Origin of the sequence: Enterobacter cloacae complex sp. SHL022, assembly GCF_049237785.1 — a bacterium.
Classification (GTDB): domain Bacteria; phylum Pseudomonadota; class Gammaproteobacteria; order Enterobacterales; family Enterobacteriaceae; genus Enterobacter; species Enterobacter hormaechei_C.
In genome coordinates this window covers 401352-427954 of sequence record NZ_JBMKJH010000002.1, presented here as the reverse complement: position 1 = coordinate 427954, position 26603 = coordinate 401352, and the positions used below count along the sequence as shown (strand labels likewise).

Here is a 26603-nt window from a genome sequence, read left to right as displayed (position 1 = left end):
ATGATCAAAGCCAGAAAACATTTGCCGTTAATGTAAAACGCTATAAACGAAAGCGTTCTTGTTTCTTAAGAGGCGGGCTTGCTTTAATCTAAAAGGGATGGTTAGTGGCGACTTCAATAGTGTTAGTGACTCAGGATTGTTTCCTTGTCAGGGGGATGCGGCTATTTTTCCCGGATATAATTTGCCTCAGTTCGATAGACAGAAACATATTTGATACCGACGCAAATGAATATACTGTACTGATTGATAGCCGTACGCCGCTCCGTTTATATGATTACCTGATACGCCATCCGGCCAGAACGAGAAAAACGATCTGCTGCGTTATGCTGGATATGCGTCCTCGAGAGGAGGATCTTCTCAGTATGAAGCTGTTTATGAACACGTCGCTTACGGCTCCGGATATGGCGTTGTTATTCAATCTGGTGCTCGATATGAAAGGCAGGCGTCTGACAACCAAATGGCTGCTTAACTTACGGCTGAGTCGACACGAAGCGATAATGATCCGGTTGCTGAAGGCAGGGAGGTCAATGGAAGAGATTGCAGATAAGCTGAATATGTCGGTTAAAAGCCTCTATCGCAAGCGAACGGTGCTGTCGGAGCGGTTAGGGGCAGGGAACTTCAACGAGGCGTGTTTGTTTATCTTTAAAAACAAACTGCTGGACGCGGTTGGGAACGATCCCTAGCTTCGTCAGAAGCCAAAAGCAGAAACCCGCCACGAGGGCGGGTTCTTTTAATGGAAATAATTCAGAACGACCAGCGCAGATTGGCGTTAACCGAGTTGACGCGGGTATCCGCACCATATTGTCCCTGGTAACCCACATCCAGCGTCGCAGCACGCGACAGCTGTACGCTCACGCCGATATCACCGACCATCACATCCTCATCCACGGCCTGTCCCTGAGTAATGAACGCGTCGCTGCCCGCAAACGCCATGCGCGAAGAGGTATTCTTATCGCCATAGGCGTGCTGCCAGCCCAATGAACCGTAGAGGTTAACGTGCTTCGGCAGCTCGGTCACACCGCGCAACCCGAGTGTCGTGTAGAAGGTGTTCATCGTTTCGTTACCGACGCTCAGCGCAGCGGCACCGCCGTCTTCCCTGAAGCTGTCGGTATGCAGCCGGATGTACGATAAATTGACGAACGGCTCAATATTCCTGTCTGGCTGGCCGAAACGGTAGCCCGCTTCGGTGAACGCCAGCAGGGAGTTGGCGTCGTAATCTGACTTCAGCCGATCCGAGAAACCGCTGAAATCAACATTGCGCTCGCCTTCAATCTTGTGCCAGGTGTACCCCAGCGCGCCGCGAAGGGAGAACGCATCCTGTTGACCCGCCGCATACAGGCCAAGGTGATAGTTGTCGGTATCCGTTGAGGAGCGACGGCTGTCGACGTCGTAATCACCCCGGCTGTAGCCGAAGTAGCCGCCGACACGCACGTTATGGTCCGCCAGCTTGCGATCTGCCCCCAGCAGGAAGCCGGTGGTGTTGCCGTCCAGCTTGCCCACGTTACCGTCGCCGCTGTTTCGGCTCCAGGAGCTGAAGGTCTGGCCCCAGACGCCATTGTTTTGCGGCTCCGGCTGCTGCACCAGCGACATGGCTAACGGTGGTATCGGCAGGCTGTCGTTATCAAACGCGCGCTGCATGCGCTGGTTTAACACGTTAAACACCTGCGTGCTGCCAGCGATCAGGTTGGACTGCATTGACGGATAAACTTCACCAGAAAGCTGGTTGAACGCCTCGCGCGCTTCCGGTGCGCTCAGCAGAAGCAGCGAGTTATACAGCGCCAGAGACGGGCCGCTTTGCGTCAGCGTGGAGAGCGCGCCAGCGGTATTCCACTGGTTGCTGCTTTGGGCCACGGTCTGGAAAATGCCCGGCTTGCCGCTGCCCGGGTTTTCACCTCCGGGGTTTTCACCGCCAGGATTCTCACCGCCAGGATTTTCGCCTCCGGGGTTTTCTCCACCAGGATTCTCACCGCCAGGGTTTTCGCCTCCGGGGTTTTCACCACCAGGATTCTCACCGCCAGGGTTTTCGCCTCCGGGATTTTCTCCTCCAGGATTCTCGCCACCGGTCTCTTTCTGCGCGATGGTCAGATCGACGGCGTTGGTGCTTTGCTTAAGCGCCACGTCGAGGAAGGCGGATTTGGAGATCGCGCCGGCGAACTCACCGTCAATTCCCCCGTCGGAGGTCAAAATGCGGTAGCTTTGGCCCGTTTTATAGCTGGTTTGCGGATCCAGCGCGGTGACCTGTACCTTAGCCTGATTGCTGATGGTGGTTTTGCCCGATACCAGTAGCTGGTCGCTGCGGCCATCTCCTGCGATATCGACGTCATAGAAGGATTCGCCGATAAAGTTCAGATAGCGTTTCAGCGTCAACGTACCGATATTGCCGTCGCCGGGCGAGATATGTCCGCCGGACAGGATCTCGGTCTGGCCCAGCGTCCCGTTGCCGCCCAGCGTGCCGCCGGACTTGATTGACGCGGCGCTGCTGTAACCCACCCCGTTGCTGACGTCTGAACCCGCCGTCGCATTGAGGATCAGCGTGCCGCCGTTCTCCGCGCTAAGCGTCTGGACGTCAAAAATATCGTCTTCTGGTTGGGTATTAATATTGCTGGCAATAATGACTTTACCGCCCCGCGCGGTGACGTTCGCCTTGAGTGCGGAAAGATCGCCGTTCAGCGTCGTCTGCCCGGAGGTGTTGATCACATCACCTTCACCGCTCATCGTGTTGCTGAAGATGTAATTTCCGTCGGTATGGTTGAAGTAGACATAGCTGCCGAACAGTCCGCCACGCAGGCTTATTGCCGTCTTCGCATCGAGGGTACCTGCGCCGCCCGCCGTGCCAAGCGTTGGCTCAGTTAAACCCGTGCCGGTGTCCATATTGCCGCGGCTGCCGATGATGAGCGCACCCCGGTTCGAGCCGGAACCCGATGTCCCCACGATCAGCGCATTGCTGCCAGCGGAAAATGAACCGCCGTCAATCACAGACAGCACGCCATTGCCGTAATCGCCCACGCTCACGCTGCTGCCGCTGGTAAAGCGCGAGTCCTCGCCCGCAATAACCAGCTCGGCGGTTTTCCCTGCCCCGGAGACGCCTGCCACCTGCACGCCGCCAACGTTAACCGTTCCGCCGTTCAGCACGTCCAGGTCGCCATAAAGCGTCAACGTACGGCCAACGTTCCACTGTGAGCCGCTCCCTGTGACGGTGGCTTTCGGGCTCAGCGTGTCGGTTTCACCCGGTCCGGTACCGTTGCCGATGCGTGCATCGTAAGCGGTATTGAGCGCAGCGCCGTCTTCAATCGCAAGCGTGGAGCGTGCGCCCAGATCGGTGCCTACGCTGAGAAAATTACTGGTCACACGAGAGCCAGCACCCGTGGCGATAAGGTGGCTGTCGTAGCCGCGGGTGGTGCCGACAACAATCTCCTTTGCACTCGCCAGCGCGCCCTCTTCGACTCGCAGGGTGCCGAGGCCAAGATTCAGGTCGCCGCGCAGGACGTACCGATCGTTCACCGCGTTAAGCTCAGCGTCTGGCCCACGGACCGTGACCACGCTTTCATAAATTTTGCCGTCGAACAGCCGACCGATATTGATGTTATAGGCGGTGATTTTGCCATTATCGATCAACAGATTTCCGCGTTGATTACGTCCAACATACACATCACCGGTGTAACCCAGCGTTTCGGTAATACGCGAGTCGCCATCAAAAAAGGCATCGGCTGCACGCACGATATCGGCAGGTAAAAACAGTAACAGCGGCGCGGAAAATAGAGCGAGGTAAAGTCTGGAAAGCGGTGTCTTAACCGCTAAAGAATGCGATGTAGAGTTATTCACGGGCTATCTCCGTACTCATTAGCATGATGTCAGGAACATCGTTTTTTTATGAAAACTCAGATACGCCAGATAATGTAAAAGGCGTTATTTATGTACGCCTTTTGATGCGGCGTTAATTATTTATGTGTGACAACAGGTGTACAGGTTGGCGCGCTCAGCGTCGGTGCGGATCCTAAAATTCCCGGCATCATCATCGATGAACAATCGAAAATACGCCCTTTTTCCGTCGTGGCGCGATAAGAGAGTTTTTGTCCTCCCAGTGCGTCCGGCTGGGCACCATTAACGTTGGTCACAGTTATTTCATCCGATGAGCCCAATCCCAGCATTTTAGCGGTCTCCGCTTGCAGGAGTGGAATAGCCTGATCGGTTTTCAACGTGGAACAACCGGCTAACATCAACGTAACGGTTAAAACGATTAGTGGTTTTTTCATAAATTATCCTTGATATCCAACCAGTTAATTTCACTGATTGTATTTATGTTTTCTTTTACCCAAATCAGCGAATAATATATTTCTCTTTCCTAATCGAAAAAACCCTCCTAAAGTAGGGTGGGTAGATAATAATTCATCTGTACTCTAAGATATGCGAAGGTAAAAGGAGGCTCCTTTGGGACAGAATTATGCGTTAGTCGTTGATGACCATCCATTGGTAGCAAGCGGCATCGCCAATTTTCTGATTACACATTGCCAGTTTAAACAGGCGTGTGTGGTGACGAATGAGGATGATTGCTACCGACAAATTAGAGATCATGGCCCGCCACGTTTGCTGGTAATCGATTTTTGGCTCTCTTCCGGAACGGCCCTGAAATTACTCAAAGAAGTAAAACAACTTTACCCACAGGTACGACTCCTGGTGGTCAGCGGGGATGACAATAATGATATCTGGCGCAAAGTTAATGCCGCCGGGGTACACGGTTTTGTATTGAAAAGCGAGCCACCTGAGATGTTCTCGCGGGCCGTTTTCGCGCTCACTGATAATCAGACCTGGTTTCCTGAGGGAAACGAAATTTCCGTTAAGGCCAATAATGAGAAGTTAAGTAAATTTAACTTAACGCCGCGACAAATAGACGTGTTAAATATGATTATGCGCGGCCTGCCAAATAAACGAATCGCCGCACAGCTTTCAATTTCTGAGCCCACGGTCAAAGAACACATCAGCAATATATTGAAAAAGATAGGCGTTAACAGCCGGGTTGAAGCCATCACGCTTCTGCATGGCAAGCAGGAACCGTCGGAATGAGGTTTTTCCAGAGCTTACAAAATGATGGTATCTCTGCTCCGGCGCAGATCCGTTTGCTAAACAACACCTTTCTTCGGCTGGTATTTAGCTTTAGTGCTGTGCCCTTTGTGGGTATTCCTTTCGCCATCTGGATTTATATGCTTGGGGACGACCTCGGCCCAACGATTATCTGGATAATTATTTATCTGCTATGTGCCGTGGCGATACGACTATTGCACCGATGCTATCAGCGTGAAGCGAAAGAAAACGGTGAGAGGGACGTCCTGCGACGCTGGCTTCCGCGTATTAATAATATTGCCTTTATTCACGGGCTGGGAATTTCTTCACTCTATTTAATTACGCCACAGACGCAGAATTTTGACTTTTTCCTGTTACTTAATATCAGCATCGCCGCCATCGTCGCCGCCAATGCGACACATCTGACGCCTGTCATCAGCACCTTCACGCGTTTTTTCTTCGCCTCCTGGGGGGTGCTGAACCTCGGTATTATCTGGCGGCTGGATGAGTTGATGTTCATCGTGCTCATGCTGAATCTGCTTTACGGCTTCGCAATTTACCGCCATGCGTTAACTTCCCATGCGTTCTTTATTCAGCAGGCACTGCTTGAGGAAAAAAGCTCACGGCTGGCGGAACAGTTTCGTCAGGCCAAAGAGGACGCGGAGCAGGCACTGCTGGATAAAAATCAGTTTCTGACCACCGCCAGCCACGATTTGCGCCAGCCTGTGCATGCTATGGGCTTTCTGATCGAAGCCATCCTCCATCGAAACCGGGACGGCAGCCTGACGCCACAGCTTCTTGACCTTCAGCAGAGCGTTCGCTCGGTACATTTAATGCTCAACTCTCTGCTCGATCTCAGCAAAATAGAATCCGGGAATGTCCTCTCTGCCCCGACCAAAGTGGATATCGGTGCTCTGCTCGACTCGGTCATCACGCTGTTTCGTGAAGAGGCCAACAGCCGCGCGCTTAGGCTGTGCATCCGGCGGCCTAAACGCCATATCTACGTGATGGGCGATCCGCTACTGGTGCGACAGTCCCTGATCAACCTGATTCAAAACGCCCTTCGCTACACGCTCCAGGGCGGGGTGCTGGTCGCCATCCGACCGCGCGGTGACGAGTGTATGGTGGAGGTGTGGGACACGGGAGTCGGTATCGCCGATGAAGAGAAGGGCAAAATCTTCTCACCTTACTACCGCCCCGAGCTGGCATGGAAGATCGACAGCGCCGGACACGGGCTGGGACTGGCCGTCGTTGCCCGTTGTGCCAAGCTGATGAAGGTGAAATACGGGATGCAATCCATTGAAGGGAAAGGCTCACGCTTCTGGATGCGCTTTACCCAATATGCTGGCGAAGATAGCGTGCTGGATACCCCGCCCGCCGCTGATAACACCGCCACGCCGGTACGCTATGCGCCGCTGCACGGTTCCTGCCTGGTCGTCGATGACGACCCGCTGGTGACGTCTGCCTGGGAGAGCCTGATGAGCGTCTGGGGAATCGACGTACGCTGTGCGGCCTCCGCTGAAGAAGCGTTTGCCATAATCGACGACGGCTTTACGCCGTTCGCCGTGCTGTGCGACCAGCGCCTGCGATCCGGCGAAAGCGGCTTCGATATCCTGAAAGCGCTTTTTGAACGTCTGCCGGATATGAGCGGCGCGATAGTTAGCGGCGAATTTAATTCACCGGTTCTGCTGGAGGCGGAGCAGGAGGGGTACCTGGTACTCCGCAAGCCTCTGGAGCCAGCTAAACTGCATTCGCTACTGACGCAGTGGTTGGGGTGTCGTTAAGGGAATGCAGAAGTAATGATTCTGGCGGGCTCAGAATGCAAAAACGGACCTCCGTGGAGGTCCGTTAATATGAAATTTGGTGCCCGGACTCGGAATCGAACCAAGGACACGGGGATTTTCAATCCCTTCAAAAAAGACCAAATGCTCTATCAGCACTAACAGTTTTTTACTGGTTTGCCTTGAGAAAAATGTTTAAGTTTGCTGCAATATGATGTAAGCAATGCTTAAATACGGTGTTTCAAAACTACCATAATCCTACCATCAAATTGCCTTGGTTTAAGATGGCCCATCTTCGTATCCCAGTTCTCAACTATATTGCATTAGGTGAGAGTGACCTGCCCCCAGTATTAGATACAACGATCAGTTAGTAATGTCGGTTTGTTTACCTTCTAATTTTCCATTTCTCCAGCTTGCTGCAAATTCAGCCGGCGTCTGGTAATTCAGCGATGAATGAGGTCTGGACTCGTTGTAGTCCTGCCGCCAGTTATTAATGATTTTCCGGGCATGAAGAATATCGCTGAACCAGTGTTCATTCAGGCATTCATCCCGAAAGCGACCGTTGAAACTCTCAATAAACCCGTTCTGCGTTGGCTTACCTGGCTGGATAAGTCGCAACTCCACACCATGCTCAAAGGCCCATTGATCGAGCGCGCGGCAGGTAAATTCCGGGCCCTGCTCGGTTCTTATTGTCGCCGGATAGCCACGAAAGAGCGCGATGCTGTCCAGAATACGCGTGACCTGAACACCTGAAATACCGAAAGCAGCGGTGATCGTCAGACACTCCTTCGTGAAATCATCCACGCAAGTCAGGCACTTAATCCGGCGGCCGCTGGCAAGTGCATCCATGACAAAATCCATCGACCATGTCAGGTTAGGCGCATCCGGGCGAAGAAGCGGAAGCCGCTCAGTCGCCAGACCTTTACGACGTCGTCTGCACTTCACACTCAGGCCGTTAAGGTGGTAAATGCGGTATACCCGCTTGTGGTTGACGTGAAGGCCCTCCCGACGTAATAACTGCCAGATGCGCCGGTAACCAAAACGCCTTCGTTCGAGTGCCAGTTCAGGGATACGCCCTGAAAATGTGCATCAGCCGCCGGACGCTGAGCCTCATAGCGGCAGGTCGACAGGGACAAACCTGTAAGCCTGCAGGCACGACGTTGCGACAGACCGGTCGCATCACACATAAACTCAACGGTTTCCCGTTTCTGGTCTGTCGTCAGTATTTTCGCCCCAGAGCCACCTGGAGTGCCTCCTTATCCAGCATGGCTTCGGCAAGCAGCTTCTTGAGTCTGCCGTTCTCTTCCTCAAGCGACTTCAGGCGCTTAACCTCGGGCACTTCCATACCGCCAAACTTCTTGCGCCACGTGTAAAAGGTGGCGTTGGAAATGGCGTGCTTGCGGCAGAGCTCACGGGCAGAAACCCCGGCTTCAGCCTCGCGGAGAATACTGATGATCTGTTCGTCGGAAAAACGCTTCTTCATGGGGGTGTCCTCATGTGGCTTATGAAGACATTACTAACATCACGGTGTATTAATCAACGGGGAGCAGGTCAGAGAAAGCGTGAACGCCACTTGTAGAAACTGGCACTGCTTATGCCATGCACGCGACACAGTTCAGTTACCGGCGTTCCGGCCTCGGCCTGCTTGAGGATGGCCATGATCTGGCTGTCAGTAAAACGTGATTTTTACATAGAGATCTCCCCGGTTCAGATTACGAGAAAATTCTACTTATGAACACGTTGGTTTTTCGCGGGGATTACCTTTGCCGCATCTCAAAAATGATTTATTCATTAACGCCTTGAAAACCTTAAAAAACACGTTAAGATTAATCTGAGGCTTTTGTTTATCTATCAATGGGACTGATATGAAAATAATTCACGCACTAAAAATCGGAATGCTTACACTACTCATTGTAGGTTGCAACGACAACGGTTTTAAATCACGTACAATTACTATTGAAGGTCACAAACTAGAACTATCCGCAAACAAGTTTGCAGGGGGGTTTAAGGATAAAAATAAAACTTGCGATGTAGACACCTACAAATCAGACAGAGAAGGTGATGAAAAAATATGGTCCGAATATATTATATATAAGTGCGGGGAGCACTTGTTTTTCAGATTTGATTTCAAATACCCAGTAACTAGCGCTGAACCAATGCCAATGAGGTTTGGCAGCGCAAATAATCGCTTCCAAGAACCCAAGCTCTTCACATGGAACGATGTGAAAATGTAACTGTTCCAATTATACAAAGTGAAGCATATGATGAAAAAAACATTGATAGTTATAGTCCTGCTCGGATTGAGTGCATCGGCGACAGCTGGGGATGCACATGTTTGTCACTCCCCTGAATATCCCGTATTAGAAAGTCATAATGTTAATGACAGTACTGTTTTTACGTGCGGAAGTGGAATCAAAGCAACGCTGCCTGAACTGGCAAAACAGGGCTGGAAAGTTGTGCAAATGTTCGATGTGAGTGCGTCGACATCTTTGTCTGACCCGAGTAAAAACACAGCCTTTTCGCAGTTGATAATACAGAAAGATTGATAATATAAATAGCATTCTGAATAGCCAAGCCCCGCAAGCTGGACTGCACCCCAAAAGTTGGACACGCAACTGAGTAAGGTGCAGTTTTTTATGGTAAAGCCAAAATATCCCCTCGAAACCAGATTAGTAGTAGTTAATCACTACCTTGCAGGAAAAGATGGAACACGTTGTAAATCTGAACGCTTTGGTATCGAGAGAAAATCAGTACAACGCAGGGTACGACATCGCTGACGCTAAAAGTCGGGGTATAACCTTTGCGTTACGCCGATACAGCTATCACCACAGCCCTGATGCTCAAGAGCGTCTTCAGCCTCTCGTTGTCAGCGAGCGTATTGCCTTATAGATGGTGACGAGGGCATTGTCGTATCTCAAAACTGATTTATTCAACAACGCCGACCTCACTATAAAAACGAACCATTTTTTAGATAATAAAGCATTATTTATCTGATAAGTATAATGGTCTGTTCTCTAACTCAAAGGTTCGGGAACATTTGAAATTGTGACCATAGATCCGCATTGGTCGCAACCAATCCGACTGATACACATGTACAGATAGCGAGAAATCCCAGAGTGGAAACAATCGGTTTTTTTACGTTTTTTCTGAATTTAAAAATGATGCCTGATACAACGGCCATCACTACTGCTTGCGATATATAATGTGTCCCTGGATCATACGGCGAAACGATACCCGCAACCATCATTGGAACGGTGAGTAATGTAAATGCAGCTTTAAAGATAATCCAAATAATTTGACCAACAATGCCTAGAATACCACCATTATAAATTAACATCCCGGCGGAGTTCAGCCCGGGAATGAGAATTAAATAAAAAATCGCGGCCCAAAGAAAGCAAATTAGCATGACGATGCCGATAAATCTACTAATAGCTAGGTTCCCTTCAAACTCCGCCTGCCGACGACTTGGATCACTTTTCAAACGGTGTGTGTCTTCCGAAATGTAAGCATCTGTTATATTGCGATGTGATTCAGTAGGATTTTCCGTTGTTACATAATTACCTTGACGATCTCTATATACACCCATAACAAACCCTTTGATATTTAAGTGTTGCATATGTTTAATTCATTGAATGGAGGAATTAAAGTACTTCCTCAACTCATCTGTTTATTACTATATACTGAGCAAGTTCGATATTAAGACAGCACATGTTTGAAACCAGTTCTCTAATCATTCTTGATTGACTTCTAATTAAAAAGGCTCCAGTTTTCCAGAGTATACGCCAGAGGTAACGATAGTCAATTGACGGGAACCCCGCCGGGCAACATTCGAGGAATAAGGGAAGGGGCAGGCGGTCGGGGTTGTGTAAGGGAATCAAAAGCATAGGCAGAAATCCGGGCAACAAAATAACTGTACATAAATGGGTCTTCCCTTGTTGTGGTGGCTGAATGCATGATAATGGCGTCTTAAATCGCGGTAATGACTCCAACTTACTGATAGTGTTTTATGTTCAGATAATGCCCGATGACCTTGTCATGCAGCTCCACCGATTTTGAGAACGACAGTGACTTCCGTCCCAGCCTTGCCAGATGTTATGATGGCGGCGTTGTTTATTTCATGTTCATAATTCCTCAGGTCAGTGTTAAGTCTTGCTGTTGCATCTACAAGTGAATCGCCACAGGTTTAACAGACACCTCAGAGTCATTTAAGATGGCTTAAAGAGAGGTGCCCATGAGCGGTAAGCGTTATCCCGAAGAGTTTAAAATTGAAGCAGTCAAACAGGTTGTTGATCGCGGTCATTCTGTTGCCAGCGTTGCAACACGTCTCGATATCACCACCCACAGCCTTTACGCCTGGATAAAGAAGTACGGTCCGGATTCTTCCGCTAATAAAGAACAGTCAGTTGCTCAGACCGAGATCCGCCGTCTCCAGAAAGAGCTGAAGCGGGTTACCGACGAACGGGACATATTAAAAAAAGCCGCGGCGTACTTCGCAAAGCTGTCCGACTGAGGTACGCCTTTATCCGTGACAACACCTGTTGCTGGCCTGTTCGCCTGCTCTGTCGGGTGCTGGATGTTCATCCCAGTGGTTTTTACGCCTGGCTTCAGCAGCCGCATTCACAACGCCATCAGGCAGACCTGAGACTGACAGGACAGATTAAACAGTTCTGGCTGGAATCGGGATGCGTCTATGGTTATCGCAAAATCCATCTGGATCTGCGGGACAGCGGGCAACAGTGCGGAGTGAACAGAGTCTGGCGACTGATGAAACGTGTCGGGATAAAGGCTCAGGTCGGATACCGGAGCCCGCGGGCACGTAAAGGCGAGGCCAGTATCGTGTCGCCCAACAGGCTCCAGCGACAGTTCAATCCGGATGCTCCGGATGAGCGTTGGGTAACGGACATAACCTACATCAGGACCCACGAAGGCTGGCTGTATCTTGCCGTGGTTGTTGATCTGTTCTCACACAAAATTATCGGCTGGTCCATGCAATCCCGGATGACAAAGGACATTGTCCTGAACGCACTGCTGATGGCTGTATGGCGGCGTAATCCCCAAAAACAGGTGCTGGTTCATTCGGATCAGGGCAGTCAGTACACAAGCCATGAGTGGCAGTCGTTCCTGAAATCACACGGTCTGGAGGGCAGCATGAGCCGTCGCGGTAACTGCCATGATAATGCGGTTGCAGAAAGCTTTTTCCAGTTGTTGAAACGCGAACGGATAAAGAAAAAGATCTACGGAACGCGGGAAGAAGCCCGCAGCGATATTTTTGATTACATCGAAATGTTTTATAACAGTAAGCGTCGGCATGGTTCTAGCGATCAGATGTCACCGACAGAATATGAAAACCAGTATTATCAACGGCTCGGAAGTGTCTAGATTATCTGTGGCTATTCATATCATGCTCGTACACGCATATCAGATGAAAGAACAGGTGATACCTATGATTACAGCCGCCGCACTGATTTATACGGGCATTTCATATTAGCACCAGTTAATGCTCCAGAACATATCGTAAAAGACTCTACAGCATTATGGAATGAAGTTGAAAGAGTTGAGCGTCAAAGTAATGGACAAACAGCCCGTTATTTCGATGTTGCTATTCCTGCCGAGTTAAATAATGAAGACAAGAAAAAACTTGTTCTTGAATATTGTCAGAAAAATTATCGTTGATAAAGGGATGATTGCTGATATCGCTTTCCATGATCTTGATAGCGATAATCCTCATGCTCACGTTATGTTGACATTAAAAACCATAGGCCCGGAGGGTTTTGGTAAAAAAGAAAGAAGCTGGAATGACAAGAAGATAATGATCCAATGGCGTGAGTCGTGGGCCACAATGTCAAACAGCTACCTTGAAGCCGCAGGCAGTGAAGAACGTATCGATCACCGTTCTCTCAGGACACAATGTGCTGATGCCCTTGCCAAAGCAGAAGAAGCATTCAGCGCTGAAGAAAAAGCCTTCTGGCTTGCCAAGGCAACCGAAACCAATCGCCCTGCAATGCAGCGTGTTCATCGCGCTAAATGGCTTAGTAAGGCAGCTCATGAACAAAGAGCCAAAGAACAGGCTGTTCGTGATGCTGCCAAGCAAGAAGCCGTTGAAGTCTACAAAACATTCAGTGAACTTGACCTTGAAATCGTCGTTGATGTCAGAAGCTTTACTGTCTCCGTTCTTGCTGAACCAGAAGAGATTGTATTACCTAAAGCACGCTCCGGTTCTTCTGCCAGTGAACCGCAAAGACCTGTGCTGGTAGCCCCGGCACCTCATACTCGTATGCGTGGCGTTAAATCCTATCGTGATCAATACAAAGTCAGTAAGGTTGTTGCTGGTAAGAAACCATCGGTCAGTAATTCTGACTCTGGAACAAATACTATTCTGAAAACATCCTCCTCTCAAAACCCAAACAAGGCATCCAGAAGCGCCCCTGAACGTGTTAAGAGGAAACAGGCTACTCCACGGCAAGATAATATCTTTAAACGCTTTACAGCTCTTTTGGTTGATTTTATCAGGAATAAATTTATATGGGCTAAAACAGACAAAGCTAAAGTTGATCTTATCAGTGAAGAACATGATAAACGTATTGCTGAAAACTATGTCTTTGATGAAGTATTAGGTCATCATGTTTCTCGTTCTGAATATGAGAAAAAAGCCAAGTTTAACCAAGATGACTATAAGCCAACGTCTGATGAAATCAACCGTTTCCCAAACCGCCCTAAGAACGAACAGCCGGAAAGCGATCATCGCATGGATCTCATACCACATGCCAGCAAAGATAAAGCCACACGTATGAGGCCACCGGGATATAGAAAATAAAAGGCCAGATTTATGCCAATGAATTTAAATAAGAAACATCAAAGCCAATTTCCATCGGCTTTATTAAGTAATATAAATATATTTTACCAATCTTCTTTTTCTTTTTTCTCAAGAGCATCTCGATAACGCTGCTGCTCAACAATACTCAGATTGGGATCAGACAGAACACTCCGCCCCTTTACAGCAATATCGTAGTCAATTTGAGATTGTGTTTCATACTCTTTGGTCGGTTTGGAATAATCAGGTTGCGATGCAGATGACGGCGCAGAATAACCAGAATATGTTTTACTCCCAGAGCAACCGATATAAGCCAACAGACTTGCAAACAAGAAGAAAAATGTCCATGCGGTGTTGTATCCGTTAAGCGTATATCCACTTCCATACACATCTGAAAACACGGCATGAAATCTGGTGGCATAGACAATCAGGAATGATGAAAGGATAATAGCCCGACTTTTACCAACAGTTAAATTCTTACGCACGAATTTAACTGTTGATACCAGAGTAGCCATAAAAAGAGCGATAGCAACACATACCAGCCATATAGGAAACAGCCCGTATTTTTGCGTAATATTCTGCGAAACCGTCACCAATGACAGCACCAAGAAAGCGTTAAGTAGAAACAGTCTTACCGCCATCGATACCTTCACGCTCTTTTGTGTCTTTTTGAGAAAAAGCACCGGTGTAAGTGATGGTATGTTTAACAGAAGCCCCAAGAAAACCACTATTATTAACTGAATCATATATTCCTTCTATTTATGAGTGTGTTGAAGCTCCAGCCTATTAGCACTCCACTTCAGGTGCATGTTTATCCCAGAACCAGTAAGCATGCACCATGAAGTGTATATGTAAATAGCAGCTATCTAACTACGGTATCAAGAATAAGCTCATTGGTTTCAGGATCGTAAACGTTAACTTCATCCTTAATCACAGTCGTATGAATGGTATTGTCACTACCATCGACCTTAGAGATATGAAGATAAGATTTAACAAAGAAGCCAGCATTACCTCCTTGTCTACCTATGGCAGCAAGCTTAGCAGATACTTCGCGAGCTTTGTCATCCGGTACGCCAACTACACACCCACGTAAAGAATCATCTGTAGTGAAGCGGATTCCACGTCGTTCGATTGTTAAACCGCCGTTCATATTACATGAGGGCGCTTCATAGCTATAACCCTTCTTGGTCATGTCATAGCTATCACGTGTAGAAAACCAACTAGTAGAAGTTTCTATAGATTTTTCACCATTTTCTGTTTTGAGAGCATTTTTGTCTGCCAATTGCTGACTCAAATTAAAAGTTGAGTAAGACAATATGTTTTTTAGATTTTTAAATTGCTCAATTTTTTCTTTTATTTTAGGAAGCTCTTCTTTTTTAATATCTTCTTTGGCAAAGACATCAGTCGTATTGTTCCACTTAGAGCTAAAGAAACCCATCAATTCATCATCGCTGAACTTACGTGGTGCTTGCGCAAAGTAAATGTAATATATATCATTCTGTGAGATGACTTTATAATCAGAATCAGGAATATTCCTCAACACATCATCATCTGCATTAAGTTTCTCTTCATACTTATCACGCCACTCCTTTTGAGATACCGTAGGTTCACTTTTACTACGTGTTAGTCCTTCAAGAGAAAGTTTAATGTCAGTGACAAATTTATCGTTTTCTTTTTTTATATTGTAAGTGAAATTATCTGAAAATGAAATCCCATAGATTTTATCAGATGTGAACTCTATTTTAGCACTACATGATAAATCGTCTTTACCTGTGCCAGTTAGCCTTGCATTACTTACTTTAACTTTATCGGTAGTTCCGAATCCTTTTGAAAAATCATCCGCACTATATTTATAAGTAACATCAATCCTTGACGCTCTTCTATTGTCAGAAAGTTGTTCTACAGAGTTATATCTATCAATAAACGGGGAATAGTTTAATGGATTACGATTTAAGAATTCAACACTCCCCTTTCTGAAGCTATTTTCTATCTGTGTAATAACTTCTGGTCTTTTGCAAATACCATCTGCTTCTTCACTTGTAAGCTCAGAAATACTTTTATTTTCAACAGCTTTATCACAACCAATCAGAACAATAGTAAATCCTAGAACCAGTACTAATGACTTACGCATAATTATTCCTTTAAATGATACAGAAAATACCTTCAAGTATTTTCTTGATATAATTATTGTCTCGCTTTGACATTAGAAACCGCTAGCTTTCCAACCATTATTAGTTTTCACTAATATCGCAGTAGCGTTCTCAGATTTGTCAATGCCTTTGACCCCAGATCTGGCAAACGCGTCCTTATCAACCCAGTTTGGGATATCTGACAATTTCCATGTATATGATACCCGTGTTACTTTTTGACCACCAGCGTCGCTGGGTTCAGTCCACTCTTTTATTTCATCTACTGTTCTAGTACCTACGCAAGCCCCATGCTCCTTATCCCAAAATTTCGCTTTAGCACCTTTATCTGTTGCTGATAAGGCTGCAACACGGGTAAACCCTTGTTGTTCGAATTCAATATCGATTAAGCCCGATTTTTTAAGTCCTTCCAAGATAGGACTCACATCATTTCCTCGAACATTAACTCTGACGAAAACTCCGGGTTCGCTGAAGCTTTCATAAGCATCACTGTTATTTTCTTTTGTATTAAAAGAATAACAAACAGGCTCCTTACTGATTTCTTTATTTATCGTTTTCTCAAAATCTCCCTTATCTCCACAACCGACAAGAAAAATAGTCCCCACGGCCACTAACGATATTTTATGCATTTTATTAACCCTGTATTAATGATTGATAGTGCCATTTCTCAGAACAACCAGACGAACTGGCATATCGGCATTGTTGACGGTAGCAAAGCCACGAACTTCGAAGTTGTTGACTGTTCCAGTGACACTGACTTTCTGACCTTTTTTGTAAGTCAGAACCGCATCATAAAGGCCAGAATAGTAATCAATCCAGACCATACCACCACAATAGCTTGTATCGGCTGTTTTGAATAGCAGGTAATAGTTAGGGGTTGACATGGGCATTCCCGTCATCATGTCGCTGGCACTTCTGCCCTTTGTTACTTCAAGAACAGTGGCATTGGTGATAGAAATCCTTTTGCCAGTCCATTTCTTTTCTGCTGCCATCGCATTTTCTTCATAGTCTTTGCAGACAGCACCAAGGCCAGATACAGACGATACCGGGCCAAGGCTTTGAGTGGTGTCGGGGCTTTGTTGAATAAATCGAACTTTTGCTGAGTTGAAGGATCAGATCACGCATAATCCTGATAATGCAGGCAGTTCCGTGGCAAAGCAGAAGTTCAGAATCACCAACTGGTGCAACTATAACAAGGCCCTGATTAATCGTGGTTCCATCACTTTCTGGCTGGATGATGAGGCGATTCAGGCCTGGTATGAGTCAGCAACGCCCGCATCGCGCGGACGGCCTCAGCGCTATTCAGACCTTGCCATCACTACCGTTCTGGTAATTAAACGCGTATTCCGGCTGACCCTGCGAGCCGCTCAGGGCTTTATTGATTCCATTTTTTCCCTGATGGATGTCCCACTGCGTTGCCCGGACTACAGCAGTGTCAGCAAGCGGGCAAAGTCGGTGAATGTCAGCTTTAAAGCACCCACCCGGAGTGAAATCGCGCATCTGGTGATTGACTCCACCGGGCTGAAGGTCTTCGGTGAAGGCGAATGGAAAGTTAAAAAGCACGGCAAAGAGCGCCGCCGCATCTGGCGAAAGCTGCATCTTGCTGTTGATGGTAAAACACATGAAGTCATCTGCGCGGACCTGTCACTGAACAACGTAACAGACTCAGAAGCCTTCCCGGGTCTTATCCGGCAGACTCACAGAAAAATCAGAGCAGCAGTGGCCGACGGAGCTTACGATACGCGCCTGTGTCACGATGAACTGCGGCGTAAGAATATCAGAGCGCTTATCCCTCCCCGAAAGGGAGCGGGCTACTGGCCCGTTGAGTATGCAGACCGCAACCGTGCTGTTGCGAATCAGCGTCTGAGCGGAAGCAATGCGCGGTGGAAGTGGACAACAGATTACAACCGTCGCTCGATAGCGGAAACGGCGATGTATAGGATAAAGCAGCTGTTCGGAGGTTCACTGACACTGCGTGATTATGACGGGCAGGTGGCAGAGGCTCTGGCCATGGTTCGGGCGCTGAACAGGATGACAAAGGCAGGAATGCCGGAAAGCGTGCGTATTGCCTGAAAATCTGCCCTGCTACAGGGACACTCGCCCCGAATCTGATTTATTCAACAAAGCCTCGTTTTTAATACTGGCACTACGGATATCCCACATCATGAAAGAGTTTATCGGGTAGTCTCGCATGATGGAATCAAACAGCAGACATATCTGACTGCTGCTCCAGACGAACTTCCTCTGAATTGCAGGCAGAAGATAGTGGCGTAAATTAATTGAATCTATCGCTTGTTTTATCGTTATTGCTTTTTCATACTGGCCAGCCATCATAAACCTCATATGTTATATTAGCTGGCCTATTTTAATTTAATACGTGTCGGTAGTACAGTCTTTGTACAAACTAATTTATGCAATGGAAAAGCTGACGGCTCGGTTTGTGTTTTTCATTCGGGTAGACGCGCATTGCGGATGCACAAAGTGATGAAACCTGTCTTGCTATATTTTTACCGAAGTTAACAAGAAGGCCGTGCTTTATTTTTTCACCGTCTGCCCTGATACTGATGATAAAACTGGACTGGTATACCTTTATGTCTGTCAGGTCATTGCCAAACGTTACGCTTGCAGCCTTATTTATTTCAATTTCATAATCTCTCAGGTCAGTGTTAAGTCTTGCTGTTGCATCTACAAGTGCGTATTCTTTATCAATAATCATAACTTTCTCACTTATCATGTTAATGTGATTTAATCATCACTAATAATATGTTGTGATTTTAATTACGATTATTCGTCTGTTTGCTCCCGTAATGCATTATCTGATGAATAATGTCCATGTGGGGTAGGGCTTCCATAAAGTCAGACTGTTCAATCAGCGAAATGAGCGCGTCATCGATTTCAAATGTTGTATCCGGTAATACCTCAACCAGCCTGATTCGGGACAGGGAGATAACGAACACGCCCGGTGACGTACACCCGGCAAGAAACCACTCCGCATGGCTGCAAAGCAGACGATAGGGATGAACGGTATGGCTGACGTTTTTATCGGTTTTGATACGTACCTGGGTCTGGTTAAGTATGGCGAGCGTCAGTCTGCTGAAATCCCCAAAGAGCGTGGGTTTCTGGCGCGGCTCCGGTAGCATAATCCTGTAGGGGGAAGGGTGCTCCCCGTCAAGCATCAGGCTCAGCAGCTTGGCATCCATCGCGGGTAACAGACGGTCAAGATGCAGCAGTCTCGCCAGTATCTTCATATCCCGTTCCGTGCGGCGACGAAAGTAATGGGAGGCAAGCTGATACACGCCGTTGCTCTGTTCAATATCAAGGTACGTCAGACGGACGTTGAAATCCCGTCGCAGCGTTCGCGTCGTCACCCCGAATTCTTCTGCCAGTGTTCCAATATGTAGCTTTTCACCCTGAAACAAACGGCTCAGGATGATGGAAAGGCGGGTTGCCAGTCTGTCATGTTCGTTTTCTTGTGTTATCAGCGTCATACATCGTTCCCGAATTTAGCCGGGAAATGATGCCAGCAGTAGCGGACAGGGTTTGTCCGCCCTCTGATGTTTTTTAAAGCCTGAAAACCTTAAATGCTAAGTGTTAAACGTCAGTACTCTCAGGTGAATAAAGATGCTTCTGGCGCATGTAGGCAATAAAAATACAGGATGGTAGCGTCACCCTGTATGCCGGACCGGCTAAATCTATCAGCAGCCAGAGAGAACTGAGCACCCAGCCCACGGGACCTGCAAAAGCGCCCATGGTACGCGTCAGCATGGCATTTCCTGCAACGGTCAGTCCTCTGCCTAACAGGGCTTTTGCCACGCCATTTGTGACCACAAGCGCCATCTGATAGGCCGCAAACCCGGATGTTTTTATTCCCGCCTGGATTGCCATGGTCAGCAGCTCCGGCGTGGGATTGCTGTAGCCCGTCTGCAACTCTTCTGCCACGGTCTTTAACTGGTCAGGCGTCATCTTCTCAAGGCTTTTATCCAGGATCTTCATGAGCAGATTCATTTCAATCGTCTCGACGCTGGACTTGCTGTTGTAGTTCACCTTCATTTTATCGCAGGCATCGGTAAGAATTTCCCGGTACAGCACCCCTTTACCCCAGCGGAGCAGCGTGGCGAAGCTGTTCGCCCCAAATGTCTGAACCTCGGCGGCAATGGCATCCCAGTAGCGCGGATGGTTGGGCTTGTGTTTTTTATACTGAGGATCGTAAGTCAACGTTTCCGTGATACGTGCCAGTCCGTCTTTTGGATCGCAAATCAGCACAGAAACCAGTAAATCCAGATCGTCACGATGGCAGTGGCGCAGAAACTCAAGGTCAGGGTCGTGTCGGTAGGTCGCCATATTTCACCTCATAGCAGATATTGGACCTGACAGTTTAAGGATGTCCCCGGACAGGGCGTGTCCGGCTGAAAAAGAAAAAGTAAAAAAAAACCTGCCCCAAAGCAGGTTTTTGTTCACCGGTTATTTTGTTGTGGTTACTTTTTGCGCCATTCCTTTTCCACTTTATTCGCGAAGGCATCGCACTGACGCGCATATTCCGGGTTATAGAGCAGCTCCGACTGCGAAAGCTGCATGGCGGTCATGCTGCCACTACGCGCATTTGATTCGAGCCAGGTTCTGCCATAGGTTTTGTTCATCACCTGGAGCACCCGGTTGAATACCGGTCCGTTGAAGCGGGCATTGAGATTGACGCCTTTTACCTGAAGGCCGCTGTCACTGGTCTGGGTCAGGCGGGTGGAGTACATCGCGCAGAAGGTCGAGTTGGTAATCATCTGAGCGTCAGCCTGCTCATCGGCAAATGCACTGTGGCTGAAGACGGAAAGCAGAATGGTTGCGGTTAACAGTTTAAGAATTTTCATCATGTTCCCTTATGGATTGAAAAGCGGAGACAGCCTGCCACGCGGGGTGGTCAGGAGATGTCCGGCAGAGAAAAAAGTCAGGGTTTCAGCGAGGGAGCCAGTCGCCAGCGGTGAGGACCTGCGGATTCCAGCACAAAGGCCAGACAGGTGAGGTCCCGTCTTGCCGTGCGGGGAGAGACGTCAAACCGTCGGGTGATATAGCGTACCGATATTGTCTGACCGTAAAACAGCACCATGGTCAGCCGGATAAGCCGTTCTCCCTGTGCGGTAGCGTGTTGCCTGCGACGATTAACATTCATCGTTGCCATACGCGCCATCGGTCCCCTTTCTGAAATCTATCGAGGTGCCTGGCAAGCCAGATATCAGGGCATGAGTTGCCGGTAACGCAGCGGGCAGTAAAACGGTGGCAGTTAAAATCCAGCAGGCTGTAGGGATAGCGCTGACCCACTGCCGCCTTTGCCCGTTCAGCGGCCTGCGTACAGCCCTGTGGCGTTAAATCCATACAGTCGGTATACACCGAGATAGCGGAATTCCAGCCGTCGAGCCGGTCAAGAAACCCTTTAGCCTTACTTTTGATAACGGTTCCATCGCCATCAAGATGAACAATATCGCCGTTACCCACATAGATACCGCTGTGTGCGGCAAGGCCAAAAAGCAGTTCGCACTGCACGATACCACCGTAAGCCGGTTCATCGACGCAGGAGAGAATGCAGTTATCGATAAATGAATCCACGAAGTTCAGCAGCAGAAGCCGGTACATAACATTCAGTTCCTTACTATGGGGGAGAGGGGGGGATGCGTGGGAAACCGGGTGAATACTCAGCTTTCCCACAACGTACGGACCGTGAAAACCCCCATCTCGTGGTAAGCCATAAAGTTACGCTCCCACAGCGACCAGAACTCACGGGCGTCGGCATGAGAGATATCGCCGCAGCGGGAGAGCCACGTGTACTGTTGCGTCCAGCTCACATCGACATCTTTTTCAAGCTCAGGCCACGGATGTCCTGCATAGTGAAAATCGGTGACGTAATCGAGCTGCCAGTCTTCTCCGGCTGGGATGAGGCGTATTTCGACCGGATGCCAGCCACCCGTTTCCGGTGAGTATTCAGGGTCACGGAAGTTAATGGTTAATCCGGTGAGGGGGTGACGATGAGGCGGTTTTTGCGCGACGATGTCCAGAAGCATTCGGGTGAACGACCGGGAGAGAGGCAGCACATAGCCGCCCTGCAATATAGCGGGTGATGACATAGTGAATTTCCTGATTTTGGTTTAACGGAACACAGAAAAAGCGGGGTTAGTCCTGGCTGAGCACGGCAAGCTGCGTCAGACGATGCGGCCAGTCGGCGTAGCAGCGGTGCATAAAGAGCCTGCTGCTGTCCGCTTCGATAAGACAGATATCCGGGCTTCTCAGTACAGCGGCAAGAAACCCGGCGTTGTTGGTGCTGCCCTGACCAAACAGCGGGCGGAATACACGGGACGGAAAGCTGTCTTGCTGCTGTTCCAGAATGGCGTGAATCGCATCAAGCGCTATCCATTCACGGGAAAACAGACCCCCTTCGCCATTGGCGCTTAAGCGTAGGGCAAGGCTTCCGGTTTCATCCTCCTTACCCAGCTCATACGTCAGCAGGCCCTTACTGTGGGGGCTGATTTTCTCTGCTTCCCCGCTGTAGAACACGGTATAGCTTTCGGTGACAGCGGCTTCGGTAGCGCCTTTTTTCTTACTCATGGTTCAGCGCCTCAATCAGATTATGTAGCTCATTGATAACGGTCGTGTCCGGGAACACCAGATAGATGCCCTGTCCGTTATCGCAGACGATACCGAGCAGGAGATACCAGCCATCATCAAGCGCGGTGACGTATTCCGGGTTAGCCAGCGCCACTGCCAGCAGCGGGTCTTCGGGGAGCGTGTCATCGTGGTTGAGATGCCAGAGCAGGGTTCCCGTTTCATTCCAGAAATCGGTAAACAGGTCGAAATCATCGACGGGACCAAGGATTTCATTGCTGAGGGCTTCCAGCGCGGAGGCGGGCAGGTTGAGGAGAGGAAGACTGGTGGGGGTAGTAAGCTTAAACATGATTATCTCCATAACTAATTGATTCATATTGATAATATGTTTTTGAATGAGTCTCAGTTACATTATTGCGTGTGTTATAATTTTTCTGGTGTTTATGGATTTAAATTTAGTGATTGTCTGGCACTAAATCCTGATTTTGTTTGATTATCAGCATTTCATAAAGAAACTAGTATGTGCTGTTTTAACTGAAAATGAGAGAAGGCTTGTGCACAATTGCTATTGATTTTCTTACTTATTTTCTCAATCACAAAACGCCTTAAATAGTTTAAAAAATAATCAACACCCCATAATCGATATTATTTATGGGGAGAAACGACGTTTAAGCCTGAAAGTGGGGGAGTGGCACTTTCAGGAGATTAAGGGGGCAAACAGGCCTCTTTAACGCGTGTTTTTCTCACCAAAATGTCAGAGCCGGTGATTTGCACTTCAGTATTTCTGCCAATACTATTCGCTCCATGTGCTGGCCAGCATCTAACTCAATACCCTTAATCTGTATTAATTGAGCGAGATGTATGCATTATGAAACCCGATAGTTCTTTAAACCAAATAACGCAGGCAATGAAACGGAATGATGTTGATTCTGTGGATGATCGCTTTTGTGAGTCAGCGCAAAACATGAAAAACAGCGTTGACGTCGATAATTGCTGTGTTGAATCGATGACCCGACATCGCAGCCCAAAGAATCAAAGAGAGGCATTCACTAAAGCTTATTTTGATGAGTGTAAAGCCCGTGCAGTACAAACCGGCCGGACTATCGAAGCCAGCGATACAAAATGTACCGGGCTTAAGGCTATATTCCATTCGTCCGGACGCATTAAGTTTATTGTACGCAAAAGTATTCGCGGAAAGAATGTTTACGTTTCCGTAGGAAGTTACCCTGAATTTTCCATTAATAACGCAAGGGAGCATGCCTTTAAAATAATTCAGGAGCTTAAGGCTTCCGTTGAGACTTATGGTGAGCGTTTTCTTACTCACAGTAAAATGACGTTTAATGAGCTTGTGGATGAGTATGAGAAAAGCGTACTCAGCACGGGCGTTAAGCGTTCAGCTAACACCGATCTTTCTAAGATCCGTAAATACCTGCGCCCTCTTCTCGGTGACAAAAAGCTGGCAGGTATGACGGAGGCAGATATTCTGAGCTATCTGCATAATCTCGATCTCAAGCCTGCCACCCGCAACCGCCATCTGGCGCTCATTAAAGCGGTGTTTACCTGGGCTATACGCATGGGATACACCAGCCGCTCTCCGGCGCTTTATATCAAAGCGCTGCCTGAAGTGACGTCAGATCGCCGCGCCATGGATGACTCCCAGCTTCAGCGCTGGATGGAAGTCTGTGAGCGCTGGCGTAATGGTAAACCCGATCATGAAGCCCTTGCTCTGCTCATGTTCCTTGCCCTGACGGGACTGCGTCTGGGGGAAACCCGTCATCTTCGCCTTGAGGATGTGGACTGGAGCCGGAAGGTTATCACCCTGCGCCATACCAAAAACGGCAAACTCCGCCGTGTACCGGTATGTGATAAGGCTTTCGTTCTTCTGACAGAACAGCGTCAGCATCTGGGGGATGAAGGCTGGGTATTTCCGGGCAAGGGGACCGACAATCCGGTTTCTGAGCCGCGTCGCCTGCAAAAACGGCTTTGTGAGGCTGCGGGTATTCCTCCGTTCACCATCCATGAGATGCGCCATACCTTTGCGACAAAGCTTATTGAGAGCGGGGCCGACATTCACACCATCAAAGACTTACTCGGTCACAGCACTATCAAAGTAACCGAAATATATGTTCATTCGAGCCCTGCGCGTTACCACGAAGTCGTTAACCGGGCGATGGGGTAACAACCTTCACTCAACGGTATGGTTTTTAACTATGGTTCTGATGCCACCCGTTTTCTGACGGTGGCGTAATTTGATGGTAATACACATGAATAAAAAAGTAACAACCAATGTTCCGAAGGTTTCCGGGGTTAAGCGTATTCGCGCTTTTGCTGACCGCGATAAAAATTTCAACAAAATGTCGGAAGCAATTATCAGGCGCGCTGAAAACACTGAGGTCGGTGAAGATGATATTGCTTCACTCGGTACTGGTGATGGGCTGCCACGGCATTATGTGAATACGGCTAATGGCCTTTTCTACATCGGTGGACAGAAACCTGTGCAGGTTTGCACCACGCCAGTTGTGCCTGTCGCCCTGTTTTGTGGAAAAGATAAGGCGTCCGGTCTTGGGATCAGCCTGATGACCGGTAACGGGCTGGGTAAGTATGTTAAGGCCCAGGTGAGCTTTGAGGATATTGTTCAGAGTGGTGCTCAGGTTATGGGCAGACTGGCAGGTCGTGGATTTTGTGTTGGCCCCTCTCCACAGCAGCTTGCTCTTTTTGACCGTTTTATTCAGTGCTGCCGGAGTTTACCGCTGCCTGTCTATCTGATGGCAGATGCAATGGGATTCGTTTCGGAGGATATGGCCTTTTTACATGGTCATGAGCCTGTTGTGACCTCTCTGACCGGGTTTGATTATCTGCTGCCGGGATTCCGCGTGCGTCCCGGACTGCACAAAGGTGGGGCTCTGGAGGAGTGGATTAACCTCATCCGGGAAAATGTCCATGGCTGGGCGCAGACCTTTGCGCTGAGTGCGTCCTTTGCTTCGATGCTTCTGGTTCCTGCCGGTATGGATGTGGGCATGTTTCATTTCCACGGCGTATCCACGACGGGTAAAACGCTTCTTCTGATGCTGGGCGCATCGGTTCATGGTGATGGCAGCGAGCCGGGCAGTGGGGGACAAGTGAATATTATTCGCTGGAATACCACGCCGAACGCGATGGAGCGCCTTCTCGCTGACTATTCCGGTCTGGTCGCCTGCGTCGATGAACTGGGCGCGAGTAATCATAAGCAACTTTCCTCACTGCTTTACAACATTACGTCAGGTACGGCAAAAGAGCGCCTGACCCGTGGCCTGACAGCAGATGAGCCATTTAAATGGCGCATGTTTATTCTCTCCACCGGGGAGATGTCAATCTCCGAAAAGCTGGCTGAACAGAAAGCCGTGCTACAGGGAGGGCAGGAGCACAGGGCCATCAGTATGGAACTGCTGCCTGAGGATGCTCAAAAACCGGATGAACCGGTATCAGAAACACGTGCCCGTGCAGATGCACTGAAGACGGGGCTGGCAGAGGCTTATGGTCATGCCGGGCCTGCATTTATCGGCAAACTGTTATCCGAAAAAAATGCGGCTGGCGGTCTTCGCACTTACGCAGAGTTTTCATCCTGGCTCCAGGAACAGACAGATGCGTGCTGTAACGCACTGGAAGAGGCCCTGAGGGATGAAGGGCGTGATATTACCCGCGTTCAGCGACGTGGACTGAAAAGGTTTGCGCTGGTATGGCTGGCAGGAGAGAAGGCGCTGAAATACGGGCTTTTACCTTTCGAAAGCGATGCGGTGGCTGAATCCGTTATGTTCGCTGCACGACGCTGGCTGGATGATAACCAGAATCAGTATAACCCGGTGCGTAACATGCTGGAGGAGCTTCAGCTGACGCTGGTGACAAAAAGCAGCAGGCACTTTATCACCCTGCGTGAGGACCATGCACGATGCCCGGGGGATATGTGGGGATTCGTTCACCATAAAACCGGCGACTTCCTGATTTATGAATCGGTGTTTGAAAAGCTCTGCTCTGAAAAGGGGCTTAAGACTGTTGATGTGGCCAGACCGTTAGAGCGTACCGGTTATCTGTCTGGCGAAAGTGCGGGTCACTATAAAAAAAGAGCGCTGAAGACGATGGCGCAGTCTTACTACCAGGTCAAAAAAGCGTTTCTGAAATGCAATGTGATGACCGAATTTTAACCCTGAATATAACCATTTTGACTGAACCACAACGAATAAAAGGTGA

The 26603-nt window shown here is 48.6% G+C and carries 25 protein-coding genes and 5 pseudogenes; 10 read left to right on the top strand and 20 right to left on the bottom strand.

What is annotated here, in order from left to right:
- Positions 1-155: 155 nt before the first annotated feature.
- A complete protein-coding gene (locus tag ACOTZD_RS06285; protein WP_174402430.1) occupies positions 156-683 on the top strand; it encodes a helix-turn-helix transcriptional regulator in 528 nt (175 codons plus the stop codon).
- A gap of 61 nt (positions 684-744) precedes the next feature.
- On the opposite strand, the gene ACOTZD_RS06280 is transcribed toward ACOTZD_RS06285, so the two are convergent.
- Positions 745-3822, bottom strand: coding sequence for an autotransporter outer membrane beta-barrel domain-containing protein (locus ACOTZD_RS06280; protein ID WP_100154218.1), 3078 nt, complete (start codon positions 3820-3822; stop codon positions 745-747).
- A 116-nt stretch (positions 3823-3938) separates the two neighbouring features.
- Positions 3939-4253, bottom strand: a complete 315-nt coding sequence (locus ACOTZD_RS06275; protein ID WP_003862457.1) for a lipoprotein — start codon at positions 4251-4253, stop codon at positions 3939-3941.
- A gap of 175 nt (positions 4254-4428) precedes the next feature.
- On the opposite strand from ACOTZD_RS06275, the gene ACOTZD_RS06270 reads away from it, so the two are divergent.
- Both ACOTZD_RS06270 and ACOTZD_RS06265 read left to right on the top strand, forming a co-directional pair.
- Positions 4429-5061: a response regulator transcription factor gene (locus ACOTZD_RS06270; RefSeq protein WP_174402426.1), complete on the top strand. Its 633-nt coding sequence runs from the start codon at positions 4429-4431 to the stop codon at positions 5059-5061.
- A complete protein-coding gene (locus ACOTZD_RS06265; RefSeq protein ID WP_045350806.1) occupies positions 5058-6842 on the top strand; it encodes a hybrid sensor histidine kinase/response regulator in 1785 nt (594 codons plus the stop codon). Before ACOTZD_RS06270 ends, ACOTZD_RS06265 begins: the two co-directional genes overlap by 4 nt.
- A gap of 360 nt (positions 6843-7202) precedes the next feature.
- On the opposite strand, the pseudogene ACOTZD_RS06260 reads toward ACOTZD_RS06265, so the two are convergent.
- Together ACOTZD_RS06260 and ACOTZD_RS06255 are read right to left on the bottom strand one after the other, a co-directional pair.
- A pseudogene (locus tag ACOTZD_RS06260) lies at positions 7203-8322 on the bottom strand (IS3 family transposase).
- A 74-nt stretch (positions 8323-8396) separates the two neighbouring features.
- A pseudogene (locus tag ACOTZD_RS06255) lies at positions 8397-8522 on the bottom strand (transposase); the annotation flags it as partial.
- Between the two features lie 182 nt (positions 8523-8704).
- Here ACOTZD_RS06255 and ACOTZD_RS06250 point away from each other — a divergent pair.
- Together ACOTZD_RS06250 and ACOTZD_RS06245 are read left to right on the top strand one after the other, a co-directional pair.
- A complete protein-coding gene (locus ACOTZD_RS06250) occupies positions 8705-9073 on the top strand; it encodes a hypothetical protein (protein WP_058671575.1) in 369 nt (122 codons plus the stop codon).
- A 27-nt stretch (positions 9074-9100) separates the two neighbouring features.
- The gene (locus tag ACOTZD_RS06245) at positions 9101-9385 is read left to right on the top strand and encodes a hypothetical protein (RefSeq protein WP_126514695.1); all 285 of its coding nucleotides are present in this window, start codon (positions 9101-9103) and stop codon (positions 9383-9385) included.
- Between the two features lie 473 nt (positions 9386-9858).
- Here ACOTZD_RS06245 and ACOTZD_RS06240 read toward each other — a convergent pair whose 3' ends face one another.
- Positions 9859-10455 (bottom strand): hypothetical protein, encoded by a 597-nt coding sequence (locus ACOTZD_RS06240; RefSeq protein ID WP_045269761.1) that lies wholly within the window; start codon positions 10453-10455, stop codon positions 9859-9861.
- A gap of 374 nt (positions 10456-10829) precedes the next feature.
- Positions 10830-10931, bottom strand: a pseudogene (locus ACOTZD_RS06235) (IS1 family transposase); the annotation flags it as partial.
- Positions 10932-11070: 139 nt separating this feature from the next.
- Between ACOTZD_RS06235 and ACOTZD_RS06230 the strand changes: the two are divergent.
- A protein-coding gene (locus ACOTZD_RS06230) for an IS3 family transposase (RefSeq protein WP_099544308.1) occupies positions 11071-12218 on the top strand; the annotation gives its coding sequence in 2 pieces (ribosomal slippage) (positions 11071-11308 and positions 11308-12218; 1149 coding nt in all).
- 15 nt (positions 12219-12233) lie between these two features.
- Positions 12234-13653: pseudogene (gene mobQ / locus ACOTZD_RS06225) on the top strand (MobQ family relaxase); the annotation flags it as partial.
- Positions 13654-13736: 83 nt separating this feature from the next.
- Here mobQ and ACOTZD_RS06220 read toward each other — a convergent pair.
- The 4 genes and pseudogenes from ACOTZD_RS06220 to ACOTZD_RS06205 form a co-directional block, all read right to left on the bottom strand.
- Positions 13737-14396, bottom strand: coding sequence for a hypothetical protein (locus ACOTZD_RS06220; RefSeq protein WP_058671515.1), 660 nt, complete (start codon positions 14394-14396; stop codon positions 13737-13739).
- A 116-nt stretch (positions 14397-14512) separates the two neighbouring features.
- Positions 14513-15781 carry a hypothetical protein gene (locus ACOTZD_RS06215; protein ID WP_058671514.1) on the bottom strand — a complete coding sequence of 423 codons (1269 nt, stop codon included), beginning with the start codon at positions 15779-15781 and terminating at the stop codon, positions 14513-14515.
- A gap of 72 nt (positions 15782-15853) precedes the next feature.
- Positions 15854-16426 carry a hypothetical protein gene (locus ACOTZD_RS06210; protein WP_058671513.1) on the bottom strand — a complete coding sequence of 191 codons (573 nt, stop codon included), beginning with the start codon at positions 16424-16426 and terminating at the stop codon, positions 15854-15856.
- Positions 16427-16441: 15 nt separating this feature from the next.
- A pseudogene (locus tag ACOTZD_RS06205) lies at positions 16442-16864 on the bottom strand (hypothetical protein); the annotation flags it as partial.
- 37 nt (positions 16865-16901) lie between these two features.
- On the opposite strand from ACOTZD_RS06205, the gene ACOTZD_RS06200 reads away from it, so the two are divergent.
- Positions 16902-17870: an IS5 family transposase gene (locus ACOTZD_RS06200; RefSeq protein ID WP_072199656.1), complete on the top strand. Its 969-nt coding sequence runs from the start codon at positions 16902-16904 to the stop codon at positions 17868-17870.
- A gap of 12 nt (positions 17871-17882) precedes the next feature.
- Here the strand turns inward: ACOTZD_RS06200 and ACOTZD_RS06195 are convergent, their stop codons facing one another.
- The 10 genes from ACOTZD_RS06195 to ACOTZD_RS06150 form a co-directional block, all read right to left on the bottom strand.
- A complete protein-coding gene (locus tag ACOTZD_RS06195; protein ID WP_061856830.1) occupies positions 17883-18128 on the bottom strand; it encodes a DUF262 domain-containing protein in 246 nt (81 codons plus the stop codon).
- Positions 18129-18201: 73 nt separating this feature from the next.
- Entirely contained in the window at positions 18202-18513 is a 312-nt protein-coding gene (locus ACOTZD_RS06190) for a hypothetical protein (RefSeq protein WP_058671510.1), read from the bottom strand.
- A gap of 58 nt (positions 18514-18571) precedes the next feature.
- Positions 18572-19285 (bottom strand): WYL domain-containing protein, encoded by a 714-nt coding sequence (locus ACOTZD_RS06185; protein WP_058671509.1) that lies wholly within the window; start codon positions 19283-19285, stop codon positions 18572-18574.
- 103 nt (positions 19286-19388) lie between these two features.
- Entirely contained in the window at positions 19389-20138 is a 750-nt protein-coding gene (locus ACOTZD_RS06180) for a DUF3944 domain-containing protein (protein ID WP_421636258.1), read from the bottom strand.
- A gap of 134 nt (positions 20139-20272) precedes the next feature.
- Positions 20273-20659 (bottom strand): hypothetical protein, encoded by a 387-nt coding sequence (locus ACOTZD_RS06175; RefSeq protein ID WP_227793118.1) that lies wholly within the window; start codon positions 20657-20659, stop codon positions 20273-20275.
- 74 nt (positions 20660-20733) lie between these two features.
- Entirely contained in the window at positions 20734-20964 is a 231-nt protein-coding gene (locus ACOTZD_RS06170) for a DeoR family transcriptional regulator (protein WP_109949201.1), read from the bottom strand.
- Entirely contained in the window at positions 20952-21416 is a 465-nt protein-coding gene (locus tag ACOTZD_RS06165; RefSeq protein ID WP_058671506.1) for a lecithin retinol acyltransferase family protein, read from the bottom strand. The genes ACOTZD_RS06170 and ACOTZD_RS06165 overlap by 13 nt, the downstream gene beginning before the upstream one ends.
- Positions 21417-21475: 59 nt before the next feature.
- Positions 21476-21904: a DUF2787 family protein gene (locus ACOTZD_RS06160; RefSeq protein WP_058671505.1), complete on the bottom strand. Its 429-nt coding sequence runs from the start codon at positions 21902-21904 to the stop codon at positions 21476-21478.
- A gap of 46 nt (positions 21905-21950) precedes the next feature.
- The gene (locus ACOTZD_RS06155; protein WP_058671504.1) at positions 21951-22382 is read right to left on the bottom strand and encodes a hypothetical protein; all 432 of its coding nucleotides are present in this window, start codon (positions 22380-22382) and stop codon (positions 21951-21953) included.
- Positions 22375-22728, bottom strand: a complete 354-nt coding sequence (locus ACOTZD_RS06150) for a hypothetical protein (RefSeq protein ID WP_058671503.1) — start codon at positions 22726-22728, stop codon at positions 22375-22377. Before ACOTZD_RS06150 ends, ACOTZD_RS06155 begins: the two co-directional genes overlap by 8 nt.
- A gap of 519 nt (positions 22729-23247) precedes the next feature.
- On the opposite strand from ACOTZD_RS06150, the gene ACOTZD_RS06145 reads away from it, so the two are divergent.
- Positions 23248-24558 (top strand): tyrosine-type recombinase/integrase, encoded by a 1311-nt coding sequence (locus ACOTZD_RS06145; RefSeq protein ID WP_058671502.1) that lies wholly within the window; start codon positions 23248-23250, stop codon positions 24556-24558.
- An 85-nt stretch (positions 24559-24643) separates the two neighbouring features.
- Positions 24644-26557, top strand: coding sequence for a DUF927 domain-containing protein (locus ACOTZD_RS06140; protein ID WP_058671501.1), 1914 nt, complete (start codon positions 24644-24646; stop codon positions 26555-26557).
- Positions 26558-26603: the final 46 nt, after the last annotated feature.